General features: G+C 60.4%; 10 protein-coding genes. 4 read left to right on the top strand and 6 right to left on the bottom strand.

The window, feature by feature from the left end:
* Positions 1 to 12: 12 nt before the first annotated feature.
* The 6 genes from ACIOWE_RS16850 to ACIOWE_RS16825 form a co-directional block, all read right to left on the bottom strand.
* Complete coding sequence (locus ACIOWE_RS16850) at positions 13 to 807, bottom strand: DUF4123 domain-containing protein (protein ID WP_401393501.1); 795 nt, start codon at positions 805 to 807, stop codon at positions 13 to 15.
* Positions 804 to 2,147, bottom strand: a complete 1,344-nt coding sequence (locus ACIOWE_RS16845; protein WP_401393498.1) for a type VI secretion system Vgr family protein — start codon at positions 2,145 to 2,147, stop codon at positions 804 to 806. Before ACIOWE_RS16845 ends, ACIOWE_RS16850 begins: the two co-directional genes overlap by 4 nt.
* Before the next feature lie 233 nt (positions 2,148 to 2,380).
* The gene (speA, locus tag ACIOWE_RS16840; protein ID WP_401393495.1) at positions 2,381 to 4,294 is read right to left on the bottom strand and encodes an arginine decarboxylase; all 1,914 of its coding nucleotides are present in this window, start codon (positions 4,292 to 4,294) and stop codon (positions 2,381 to 2,383) included.
* Between the two features lie 220 nt (positions 4,295 to 4,514).
* Positions 4,515 to 4,886, bottom strand: a complete 372-nt coding sequence (locus tag ACIOWE_RS16835) for a translation initiation factor Sui1 (protein WP_007914613.1) — start codon at positions 4,884 to 4,886, stop codon at positions 4,515 to 4,517.
* A 187-nt stretch (positions 4,887 to 5,073) separates the two neighbouring features.
* Positions 5,074 to 5,631 (bottom strand): NUDIX hydrolase, encoded by a 558-nt coding sequence (locus tag ACIOWE_RS16830; protein ID WP_401393492.1) that lies wholly within the window; start codon positions 5,629 to 5,631, stop codon positions 5,074 to 5,076.
* Between the two features lie 3 nt (positions 5,632 to 5,634).
* Positions 5,635 to 6,702, bottom strand: coding sequence for a DUF2333 family protein (locus ACIOWE_RS16825; RefSeq protein ID WP_201235688.1), 1,068 nt, complete (start codon positions 6,700 to 6,702; stop codon positions 5,635 to 5,637).
* Between the two features lie 435 nt (positions 6,703 to 7,137).
* Between ACIOWE_RS16825 and gcbA the strand changes: the two genes are divergently transcribed.
* The 4 genes from gcbA to accB all read left to right on the top strand — a co-directional run.
* Positions 7,138 to 8,808: a diguanylate cyclase GcbA gene (gcbA, locus tag ACIOWE_RS16820; RefSeq protein WP_401393489.1), complete on the top strand. Its 1,671-nt coding sequence runs from the start codon at positions 7,138 to 7,140 to the stop codon at positions 8,806 to 8,808.
* Between the two features lie 50 nt (positions 8,809 to 8,858).
* Positions 8,859 to 10,805, top strand: coding sequence for a methyl-accepting chemotaxis protein (locus ACIOWE_RS16815; RefSeq protein WP_401393486.1), 1,947 nt, complete (start codon positions 8,859 to 8,861; stop codon positions 10,803 to 10,805).
* Positions 10,806 to 11,046: 241 nt separating this feature from the next.
* A complete protein-coding gene (gene aroQ, locus ACIOWE_RS16810) occupies positions 11,047 to 11,499 on the top strand; it encodes a type II 3-dehydroquinate dehydratase (protein ID WP_093430249.1) in 453 nt (150 codons plus the stop codon).
* Between the two features lie 48 nt (positions 11,500 to 11,547).
* On the top strand, positions 11,548 to 11,966 hold a 419-nt coding region (gene accB / locus ACIOWE_RS16805; RefSeq protein WP_401393484.1), incomplete at its 3' end, for an acetyl-CoA carboxylase biotin carboxyl carrier protein.

The raw sequence follows: 11,966 nt of genomic DNA, 5'->3' as shown, positions 1-11,966 counted from the left end.
CCGCACCTCACATCAAACCGGATCACCGCGCCATTGGCGCCGCACATGCTCAAGCCGCTCCTGCTGGGTCAACCCCTCTGGTGGTGGCACCAGCACGGCACGCGGATGCAGCAAGCGTAGCCACAGCCAGCCATCGAGCACGGTGCGGTCGCTGAAACCCAGCGCCAGCCCCTGTTGAACATGGGAGGCCATCACTGCGTAGTCGGTTCCCAGCGATTGGCACCAACGCCAGATGTGCTGCTCCAACAGACAGGTCTGCAAGCGTTCGCGCTGACGCCGGGTGAGGCTTTCTTCGATGTTCAGGGGCTCGACAACCAACCCCGGATTACGCAACTGCTGCCAGCCCTGACTGCCGATTGCACGGTCGGCCCAGGTGCCGCCGAACCAGCGCAATTGGCGGATCGGCCCGAGCCAGCGGCTCAATTCGCCGGCATCGCAGGCGTCGAAAAAATAGCTCGCGGTCTGGCGGTTGTAGTAGCTGAGCAAGGCCCGATGGTTCAATCCGAACGAGACCGTGAGCATGCGCTGCAAGTGGCTCAGCAACGCCGGAGCCGATGCCTCGCTGCCGAGCAACAGCCCGCGCCAGGTATCCGGATCGCTGTGACACAACGCTGCCAACGCCAAGCTGTCGCACAGCTCGACCAGCAACGGGCCGTGTTCGCTGACTGGCTCGAACTCGGTTCCCTCGAACAGCCAGAAGCGCCGTATGCCGGGGAATGCCTGGCGTAATATCGTCAATGCCCGCGCTGCATCCGGGCCGTCGAGCAGCAGCCATTGCGCCATCGGCTCAAGCGCCGCGCCGCTCATGTTGCGCCGCTCTGTTCAAGCGAAGCCATCAGCCGACAACTGCACACGGCCTCTGCGCAGCGGCTGAAACTGCCGCCGCCCGGAATCAGGCATAGCAGTAACAATGGTTCGCCAGACACCAGCAACTGCTGCAAACCTTCACTGACCAATTTGTCCGGCAGCGGTAACGGTGGATCATCGGTGATGCCCGCGACAGCAATCGGTGCTTGCAAGACGCCGCTGATCATCGGTTGATCCGGGTCGCCTTCAAAGAAGCTGACCACCACCTCGACCCCATCGCCCAGTGCCGCCAATGGCGCCTCGGCCAAGGCCGGCGCGAGCGGCAGCCAACAGTGACTCGGCGCCGCGCCTTCGCCCTGATAGAGCCAGTCGAACTGCACCGCCACTGGCCGCAAACGGTCGGGCTGCGGTTCGTCGACCGTCACCACCCAGGCCCGTTGCAGACTGTGCATGCGCAGCCGTGACGGTGCCGGAACCGTCGCAGGCGACAACTGCGCAGCGGCAAACAGCCGGTTGGCATAAGGCAGATCGAGGGATGGATCAACGCAATGTTCAATACGGGTCAACAACCACTGACGATTGCACTCGGCGAACGGATGACCGACCAAGCGCAACCATTGGCCGCTGCGCAACGTGGTCAGGTCACTACGCCCTTCGGCACTTTGCGCCTGCCGCGAATCCGCCTGCAACGTTTCTTCAAATTGCCAGTGATGCACCGAGGGGGCGACGTTATGGCCATCGTGTGCATCCTCATACAGCGCGGCGCCTGCCAGGGGCAACTGCGCCTGATCATCGCCGAACACCAGGCAATGCCGGTCGCGGCCGTGCTCGAAGAAGTAGTGAATCCGCGCCTGCGCACACAGACGCTGAAGCAGTTGCAGATCCGATTCACGGTATTGCGTGCAGAACGTGCGGGCCGGGTAGTCGCCGTGCAGCTCGAAGCGTCGCTGAGCGCCGACAATCCCATGCTCCCTGAGCACTTGCTCGATGATCTGCGGCACCGTACGGCCACTGAAGATTCGCTGACTGATGCGCAGATCGAGGCAACCGAGTTTCGGCCCCAGACGAATCCGGCACAACCGCGAACCGAGTCCGTGTTCATGCTGGACAAGGCTCTGCAATTGCCCGTGCACACCCTCCCCCGACGGCCCGAAACACAAATACGCGCCACGGTAAAGCAGACCGGCGAGATCCAGTTGCGGATCATCGATCAACACATCGATTTCGAACGTAAAGGGTTCGCTGAGGGCTTCGCTACCGGTAAAGGCCAGGACTTCGAAAGGGTCGGACAGGCCCGCTACATCGAGACGAAACGACGACTCGTAGACTTGATCGAACATAGGCGGATCTCTACAGGAGGGGCGGTCGGGGATTCTCGCCGAGAGCCATGGCCGAGTAGAGAGCTGAAGTACAACTTAGGAAATGACCTACGCGAAAAGCAGACCGGATGACTTTGCTGGCCGGGATAGCCAAGCATTTCGCGAAGATTTTGGGATATATCCCACCGGGTCATCCGAGTTTTCCACAGCTTTCGGGAAAATTTCAGACAACCCGGCAAGATTGCAACCTGGCCTCAGGAAGACAGGTAGGAGGAGCGGGTCAGGCCCAGACGCAAGGCATCGAGAAATTGCGTGCGCTCGCTGGCACTGATGCGGGCACTGGCGCACTTGTCGCGGTAGTGAGTCATCAGTTCTTCCGGCGACAAGTGCACGTAACGCAGCATGTCTTCGATGGTGTCGTGGGTCTCGATGCCGGCGTGGTACACGCTGCCATCGGCGTTCTGGTAGATGTTCACCGAATCGGTGTCACCGAACAGGTTGTGCATGTCGCCGAGGATTTCCTGATAGGCGCCGACCAGGAACACGCCCAGCAGGTAATCTTCGCCCTCATTCAAACCGTGTACCGGCAGACTGGTTTCGATGCTCTGCTCGTCGACGTACTGGTTGATCTTGCCGTCGGAGTCGCAGGTCAGATCCTGCAATACCGCGCGGCGCAGGGGCTCTTCGTCGAGACGGTGCAGCGGGATGATCGGCAGCACCTGATCGATCGCCCAGGTATCCGGCAGGCTCTGGAATACCGAGAAGTTGCAGATGTACTTGTCGGCCAGTTTGTCGTTGAGTTCGTCGAGCACCTGACGGTGCGAACGCTGACGCGCCTTCAGCGAGTTGTGCAGGCGACGGCACACGGCGAAGTAGCATTGCTCGGCCAGGGCTTTTTCGGCCAGGGTCAGTTTGCCGTCGGCATACTGTGCTGCAACATCGCTCATGTAGTGCGTGGCGCGCCAGTAGGTTTCGGTGACCATTTCAATGTCGGTCGGACCCAGCAGGTCAACCAGCCACTGCACGGTTTCCGGCAGGTTTTCCTTGTTTTCGATCAGCGGGATTTCGTCGTTGTGTTTCTCGACGTCGGTCACCTGCACCACCAGCATCGCGTGGTGGGCGGTCAGCGAGCGGCCGCTTTCGGAGAAGATGTGCGGATGCGGGAGGTTCTGCGCGTCGCAGAATTCCTTGAGCATGCCGACCACGACACCGGCGTAATCGTCCATGTCGTAGTTGATCGAACTGGCGTTGCGCGAGTGCGTACCGTCGTAGTCGACGCCCAGACCGCCACCGACGTCGATGTGATCGACCGGCAGACCGAGGTTGCGCAGTTCGCCGTAGTAACGGATCGCTTCCTTGAAACCGTGCTGATAGTCAGCCAGGTTGGCGATTTGCGAGCCCATGTGGAAGTGCAGCAGGCGAATGCCCTGATCCAGACCGGCAGCGCGGAAGCGCTCGACCACCGACAGCAACTGCGCCGCCGACAGACCGAACTTGGATTTCTCGCCACCGGTGTCCGCCCACTTCGACGAAGCCAGCGACGACAGACGCACGCGCAGGCCGACCTGAGGTTTGACCTTCAGCGAGGCGGCTTCGTCGATCACCAGACCGACTTCGGATTCTTTCTCGATCACGATGAACACATTGTGGCCGAGTTTCTGGCCCATCAATGCCAGACGGATGAACTCGCGGTCCTTGTAACCGTTGCAGACGATGGTGCCGCCCTTCGGCGCCAGTGCCAGCACGGCCAGCAGCTCAGGCTTGGAGCCGGCTTCCAGACCGATGGAGACGTCCTGGGTGGCGATGATGTTCTCGATCACCGCTTCTTGCTGGTTGACCTTGATCGGGTACAGCGCGGTGTACTTGCTCTGGTATTCCAGACGCTCGATGTTCGAGTCGAAAGCACCGGTCAATTGGCGAACACGGTCTTGCAGGATGTCAGGGAAACGAACCAGCAACGGCAACGACAAACCGCTCTTGCGCAGTTGGTCGACTTGCTCGAACAGGTCGATAGGCGAGCTGCTCGGGCCGTTCGGACGAACTTCGACGCGACCGGCGTCATTGATCGCGAAATACCCGGCCCCCCAATGGCGAATCCCGTAAACACTGCGGCTGTCCGCAACTGTCCATTGGCTGCCATCGTCTTTGCGTGTGCGTCGTACGGACATCGAAGTCCCCTATAAAGAAGTCATAGTGCGTCGCCTGACGTTCAGGCCGGCGCAGTCTAAAGAATGAAAATGACGGTTCGTCAGCGCGGCGGTAGACCGCACTGACCGCGTGGAGTTTAGAAACCGGTCATGAACAGGCTCTGTGAAAACCATGGAGACGACGCCGGGTCTGAAACTGTTCAGAGCCGGATCAAGCCGCAGGTGGTTTTCACAGAGGCTGCTAGCCGCCGGACTTCTTCGCTTTGAAACCGTGCTTGATCAGCTCTGCCAAGAGTAGCTCGACATGATCGCCCTGGATTTCGATGATTCCGTCCTTCAACGCACCGCCGGTGCCGCAACGTTTCTTCAACGTTGTCGCCAACTCTTTGAGCGCGTCTTCGGCCAGCGGCACGCCGGTGATGGTGGTCACCGTCTTGCCGCCACGGCCCTTGCTCTCGCGGCGTACGCGGGCAATGCCGTCGCCGGCCGGGATCACGGTTTGTTTGCAGATACAGGCGTCCACCGGCTTACTGCATTCCGGGCAATGACGACCTGCGTCGGTGGAAAATACCAGGCCACCAAGGGCGGCGAAGGATGCGGCTTTTTTGGCCACCGGCAATCCTCTTGGGAGGACAAAGACTGATCGCGACCTTGGGCAAGGTCATCGACCGCGAAGCCCCACTCAGGCAGGGGCAGCGCTACTGCACCGGTTCTTCAATAAAAGCAGGCCGGTGCAGCTTGAAAAGGTCGCGCAGTGTAACGGCAAAAAACCCGATTGCTAAGTGCCAATCGGCGCCAATTTATGTGTTCTTTGCGACGTCGCTTTGCTGAGCCTTCAAATAGCGCTTCAACGCTGCCAGAGAGTCCGGGCAATAAGGCTTCTGCTGGATTTCCTGCATGACCTGCCCGACCGGAATAAAGCGTGCTTCGAGGACTTCTTCGGGCTGCAGTTTCAACGGGCCGTCCCACACGGCGGAAAATGCCGAGCACCACAGGCGATTGCCGGTGTCTTCGAAGTAGAAATGATCGTGAGCGGTCAGCTCCACACCGCTCACACCCAATTCCTCTTCCAGCTCACGGGCCGCCGACTCGGCGTAAGTCTCGTTCGCCTGCACCATGCCGCCCGCCGCCACGTCCCAGTACCCGGGGTAGATCGCCTTGCTCAAGGTGCGCCGGTGCACGCAAAGCTCACCGGCAGAATTGAACAACATGATGTAGGTGCCACGGCCGATCAGCCCGCGCTCGCGCAAATCGGCCCGCACCAGCGCGCCGAGCAGGTTGTCCTGCTCGTCGACCCAGGCGATCTGTTCGGCATCCGAAGCGGCACGGTGCGCCGCTTCCTTGGTGCTTTGACTCATGACTCAGCCCTGATTGAGCAGTTGACGCAAATCGATGACGGCGGCGTTGGCTCGGGAAATGTAGTTGGCCATGACCAGCGAGTGGTTGGCCAGCACCCCGAAGCCGCTGCCGTTGAGGATCATCGGGCTCCAGACCGGCTCTTGCGACGCCTCAAGTTCACGGATGATCTGGCGTACGCTGACCGTGGCGTTCTTCTTCGCCAGCACATCGGCGAAGTCGACTTCGATGGCACGCAGCAAGTGCGACAGTGCCCAGGCCTGACCGCGCGCTTCGTAGAACACGTTGTCAATCTGCATCCATGGAGTCTCGACGACTTCTTCGTCAACCTGCGGTACTTCGCCGACCGCTGGAACTTCGGTTTTCAGCGCGGTGTTGAGCTTGACTCGACCGACGCTGGCCGAAAGACGCTGCGACAGCGAACCGAGACGGGTGCCGACGTCGCCCAGCCAGTTGTTCAGGTTGTCGGCGCGCGCATAGAACAGCGCGTTTTTCTGGGTGGGATCAGACAGACGTGCCTGATAGCGGCTCAGGGAATTGATGCCTTCCTGATATTCCGACTCGCTGGACGGCAGGATCCAGCTCTTGTTGTCGAAGTTGAAGCGCGGTTCGGCCTTGGCCAGATCGGCATCTTCCGCCGACTGCGATTGCGAGCGGGCGAAATCCTTGCGCAGTGCGCGGGTCAGGTCACGCACCTGCACCAGCACGCCGTATTCCCAGCTCGGCGTGTTATCCATCCATAGACCCGGCGGAAAACGGTCGTTGGAAATGTAGCCGCCCGGTTTGTCCAGCAAAGTACTGGCGACGGTCTTCAGGGTTTCGACCGTGGTGTAGCCGACCACCATTTGCTTGCCTTCTTTTTCGGCGGCCGCCTGGGCGTTTTGCGCCACCGGAAACAGTGCCGGCTCCTGGCTCCAGTACCAGCCCAGACCAATGGTCACCAGCAGATAAATACCGATGAGCGTGGCCAGCGCACGGCTGAACAGCAACCCACCGACATAGCTGCGGGTGGCCGACTTGGGCTCGGCGGCACGTTCAGGCGCGCTGCCCGCGCGGTTTTTCCAGTCCAGCATGGCGATATCCTTTCAATCACTTGAGTTCATCGGTTCGACCACAACCATACAACAACGTGCCAGGGCCGGGCACCTGCGCATAAAGATAAGCAGCAAATCGCAACGGCCGTTGGTGCATCTGTCAGAACTAAGGGAATCCCTGATGTCAGCTCCCTTATCACACCGCCGCAGAGCATTGATAAGCCTCGTAAAGCGCATTCACGACGATGATGACAGTGCCGCGAAAAATTCACCGGCATGCCTGTCGATTAGCCATCAGAACCCCAGCACATGGGTACTTGAGCGACGAACAGGTCGAAAATAAAACCGCTCGGTCAGAAACTGAATAGTGACGCATTGCAGATTATTGACGTACGACACTCGTCTAAGGGAAAAGAGGTGCTAGCATAGAGCCACCAGTCGATCTCAGCATGCACCCTAACTAGTAGTCAGGATATGACCGAGCCAGAAGACCCCAGCCGTGAGCGTCTCAAGCACCACTTTGCCCAGCGGGTAATTCATCAGGCACGTCAGATTCTTGAGATATGGCAGCGCCTGCAACGCAGTGAATGGTCCAACGTCGACCTCGCCGAACTGAGCGAGGCCAACTTGCGCCTGCTGCGTTTTGCCGAGCGTTTCGAACAGCCCGAGCATACCCAGCTCGCGCGCCATATCAGTCAGTCGCTGGAAGCGGTGGACGCCAATCGCGGTCGCCTGAGCAGCGGCCTGATCACCGACCTCAATCGCTTGATGCAGCGCTTGTCGCGTACCGGCCTGCGTCATGGCGATCAACTCGACCAGACTTTCCTGCCGCCGTTGCGCAAACCGATCTACGTGATGCTGCAGGATCACGACCGCGCCGAGCGGCTGGCCAAACAACTGGAGTTCTTCGGTTTGAGCGCCCAGGCGCTGGACAGCGTCGCGGCGTATCGCTCGTCGATGGTCGAGCGCTTGCCAGCAGCGATTGTCATGGACGTCGACTTCAGCGGCCCCGGCATCGGCCTGAAACTGGCCGCCGAAGCCCAGGTCGGTCTGGACGAACCACTGCCCCTGCTGTTCTTCAGCCTGCACGAAACCGACACCCCGACGCGCCTCGCCGCCGTGCGCGCCGGCGGCCAGGAATTCCTCACCGGCACCCTCGAAGCGTCGAGCCTGCTGGAGAAGATCGAAGTCCTCACCTGCGTCGCCCAGTACGAACCTTATAAAGTGCTGATCATCGACGATTCGCGTGCGCAAGCTTTGCACACCGAACGCCTGCTCAACAGTGCCGGGATCGTCACCCGCACGCTGATCGAACCGATTCAAGCGATGGCAGAGCTGGCGGATTTCCAGCCGGACCTGATCATCCTCGACATGTACATGCCCGCCTGCACCGGTACCGAACTGGCCAAAGTCATCCGCCACAATGACCGCTATGTCAGCGTACCGATCATTTACCTGTCGGCCGAGGACGATCTGGATAAACAGCTCGACGCCATGAGTGAAGGCGGCGACGACTTCCTGACCAAACCGATCAAGCCGCGCCACCTGATCACCACGGTGCGCAACCGCGCCGCCCGTGCGCGCAATCTCAAGGCGCGAATGGTCCGCGACAGCCTCACCGGGCTGTATAACCACACACACATCCTGCAGTTGCTCGAAGACTGCTCGTTCCGCTCCCGCCGCGAGAACAAGCCGCTGAGCTTTGCCATGCTCGACATCGACCATTTCAAACGGGTCAACGACAGCCACGGCCACCCGATGGGCGACCGCGTGATCAAAAGCCTGGCGCTGTTCCTCAAGCAACGTTTGCGCAAGACCGATTTCATCGGCCGTTACGGCGGCGAAGAGTTCGCCATCGTCATGCCAGACACCGATATCGAGGCAGCGCACAAAGTGCTCGACGAGATCCGCCAGCGCTTCGCCGAAATCCATTACCCGGCACAGCCGCAGGATCTGTGGTGCACCTTCAGCGCCGGTGTCGTGGAAATGCGTGACGACTCCGACAGCCTGATGATGGCCAGCCAGGCCGACGAGGCGCTGTACCGCGCCAAGGGTGCCGGGCGTAATCGGGTGCAGACCGCACGGGACTCACAGCAAAGTGCCACTTTTTCATCGGAATCCACCGATTCGGTCATAACCCTGTAACAGAACCGCAATAAATTCAGTCGCTACCATTTCTGCCGTTGGTAGCCGTCATGCGCCTGAAGTTGCTCACCAATCTCAACACTCTGCTGCTGGTCGCCGTGTGCGTAGCCCTCGGCGCCACTTTGTGGTGGTCGCAAAAAGCCCTCGAACGCCCGTATCTGTTGATGGAGCGTTATCTGGGGCTGTCGCAGCAGTTTCAGAATGAAGTGGCACGCAACATCGAGGACTATCTCGCCAGCGGCGATGCCCTGCGTCTGAGCAGCGCCAGTCAGGCTATCGACGGCTTGCAGAAAGAACTCGCTGAACTGCCGCCAGCGCTCGCCGACAGCCTGCGTCCGAGTCTGTCGGGGCTTGAAGAGTTCAGCAAAACCGACTTGCTCGCTGCCGGCAAACTGGCCGGTGATCCGCAGGGCTTGCTGTTGCAAGCCGAACGCGAACTGAGCGCCAGCCTCGACCAACTCAGCACCTATGCCAACGGCAACGCCACCTACCTGACCCCGCTGCTGGCTGCGTCTCAGCATCTGGGCAAACTGTCGCTGGCGCGGGACAAACTGGTCAGCAGCGGCCGCAGTGAACTCGGCGCCGATGTTGAGCGCGAAGTGAGCAATATCCGCGCTCAGGCGCAAGTGATCGACGCCCTGCCCTTGCTCGGGGTGGTCGCCAGCAATGAATCGAGCAGCGATGATTTCGCCGCAATGATGGGTATCGAGAGCACTGAAAAAGCCGCGACCGAAGATGCTGGCGTCGGCCTCAAACGTGAACTCAACAGCCTGCTGGGCCGCTACCCCGCTGAACTCGCACGCACCCGCGAGCAAATCCAGAAGCGCACCGAGCTGAGCACCGCCACTCATTTGAAAATCGCTGCCGTCCAGCAATCCATCGCCGGACTGGAGCCCGTGGTGCGCGCCCCGCACGGACAAATCCAGGGCGAAGTCCGTTTGATGCAGGGCGTGATGATCGGTCTGATCCTGTTGATCGCGTTGCTGATCGACACCTTGCAGCGGCGTCTGGCCCGCACCCTGACCAATCTGGCGCCAGCACTGTCGACCTGGGCCGAAGGTGATTTCAGTCGAGACATACATCTGGGTAAGACCAATCGCGAACTGCATGACATCGAGGCTTCGCTCAATCGCCTGCGCGCTTATCTGGTGGACCTGGTCGCCACCATTCGCGGCAATGCCGAACAAGTGGCGGGCAGCAGCCGCACCCTCGCCGAACTGAGCAACGATCTGCACAGCGGCGCCGAGCATCAGGCCGGTGACACCGCACTGATTCGCGATTCCTTGGGTGAGCTGGAAGCGACCATCCAGCAAGTGGCCGGCGATGCGCGGCAGGCTGCGGATGCCAGTCGTCACGCAGGGCTGGCTGTCGAACACGGCCAAAGCGTTATCGGCCAGAGCCTGACCGGCCTGCACGCGCTGGTCGGTGAAGTGCAGGGCAATGCGCAGATGATCGAACATCTGGCCGAGGAGTCGGCGACCATTGGCGGTGTCTTGACGGTGATCCGCTCGATTGCCGACCAGACCAATCTGCTGGCGCTCAACGCCGCGATCGAGGCGGCGCGGGCTGGGGAAATGGGCCGCGGTTTTGCCGTGGTGGCCGAGGAAGTGCGCTCACTGGCGCAGCGTACGGCCGGGGCGACGGCGGAAATCCAGACCCTGATCGCCGGCCTGCAAACCGCTGCCCGGCAATCGGTCGAAGGCATGCGTACGCAGGTCGAACACGCTGAAGCCACCGCCAATCAGGCGCAAGCGGCGGACGGGGCGCTGGATAAAATCGTCGGCGCGATCCAGACCATTTCCGACACGGCGATCCGCATTGCCGATATCACTGCGCAGCAAAGCGGCGCGGTCAGCGAGATTCGCGATCACAGCGAGCGCATTCATCAGTTGGGCGGGGATAACCTGCTGCGTATCGGGCGTGGGCGCGAACAGGGGGAGAACTTGCTGGTATTGGGCGGGCAACTGCATACAGCCGTTCAGGCCTTTCGCGTCTGATGAACCGCTTTCGCGAGCAGGCTCGCTCCCACATTGGAATATGTCCCCCTGTGGGAGCGAGCCTGCTCGCGAAGGCGTCAGCACAATCACTGCAAATGACCGGATTTGAACAGTCGGTCACATATTTTGCGCAAACATCGGCCATCGTGCTGGCTATTGCATAGAACTGGACAGTCACAAAGTCTTTGCGGCATAGTCGCCGGGTTCTGACGACTGCTCATTCATAACAAGGACTACGCAGATGGCAACCCTACTGGTGCTGCACGGCCCCAACCTGAACCTGCTCGGCACCCGCGAACCGGGGACCTATGGGTCGACGACCCTGGCGCAGATCAATCAGGACCTGGAGCGCCGCGCCCGTGAAGCCGGCCATCATCTGCTGTATCTGCAAAGCAATGCCGAGTACGAATTGATCGACCGCATCCACGCCGCACGCGGCGAAGGCGTGGATTTCATCCTGATCAATCCAGCAGCTTTTACACATACAAGTGTTGCATTACGTGACGCGCTGCTGGGAGTGAGCATCCCATTCATCGAAGTGCATTTGTCCAACGTGCACAAACGCGAACCTTTCCGCCATCACTCTTACTTCTCCGACGTAGCGGTGGGAGTGATCTGCGGCCTTGGCGCCAGCGGTTACCGACTGGCCCTGGAGGCTGCACTAGAACAGCTTGAAACACAGGCAACGGCTTGAACTACAAGCGTTAAACGCCCCTGACCGACCCTTGGGAGTTGATGATTCATGGATATCCGTAAAGTTAAGAAACTGATCGAATTGCTGGAAGAGTCCGGCATCGACGAGCTCGAGATCAAGGAAGGCGAAGAGTCCGTACGCATCAGCCGCCACAGCAAGACCCCGGCTCAGCAGTACTACGCGCCTGCACCGATGCAAGCGCCGGCTGCCGCACCTGCCGCCGCTGCTCCAGTGGCTGCTGCCCCGGTTGCCGCTGCTGCTCCGGCACTGAACGGCACTGTTGCCCGTTCGCCGATGGTCGGCACGTTCTATCGCAAGTCTTCGCCAACCTCGCCGTCCTTCGTTGAAGTCGGCCAGACCGTGAAGAAAGGCGACACTCTGTGCATCGTCGAAGCCATGAAGATGATGAACCACATCGAAGCTGAAACCAGCGGTGTGATCGAGTCCATCCTCGTCGAAGACGGCCA

Origin of the sequence: Pseudomonas sp. NPDC087598 (assembly GCF_044743525.1) — a bacterium.
Taxonomy (GTDB): domain Bacteria; phylum Pseudomonadota; class Gammaproteobacteria; order Pseudomonadales; family Pseudomonadaceae; genus Aquipseudomonas.
This window is presented reverse-complemented; position numbering and strand designations above follow the sequence as displayed.

Bases quoted from the DNA above. Each gene is read 5' to 3' on its own strand.
- ACIOWE_RS16830 (WP_401393492.1), bottom strand. From the start codon at position 5,631: ATGAGTCAAAGCACCAAGGAAGCGGCGCACCGTGCCGCTTCGGATGCC.
- ACIOWE_RS16815 (WP_401393486.1), top strand. From the start codon at position 8,859: ATGCGCCTGAAGTTGCTCACCAATCTCAACACTCTGCTGCTGGTCGCC.
- aroQ (WP_093430249.1), top strand. From the start codon at position 11,047: ATGGCAACCCTACTGGTGCTGCACGGCCCCAACCTGAACCTGCTCGGC.
- ACIOWE_RS16825 (WP_201235688.1), bottom strand. From the start codon at position 6,702: ATGCTGGACTGGAAAAACCGCGCGGGCAGCGCGCCTGAACGTGCCGCC.
- gcbA (WP_401393489.1), top strand. From the start codon at position 7,138: ATGACCGAGCCAGAAGACCCCAGCCGTGAGCGTCTCAAGCACCACTTT.
- ACIOWE_RS16845 (WP_401393498.1), bottom strand. From the start codon at position 2,147: ATGTTCGATCAAGTCTACGAGTCGTCGTTTCGTCTCGATGTAGCGGGC.
- ACIOWE_RS16850 (WP_401393501.1), bottom strand. From the start codon at position 807: ATGAGCGGCGCGGCGCTTGAGCCGATGGCGCAATGGCTGCTGCTCGAC.
- speA (WP_401393495.1), bottom strand. From the start codon at position 4,294: ATGTCCGTACGACGCACACGCAAAGACGATGGCAGCCAATGGACAGTT.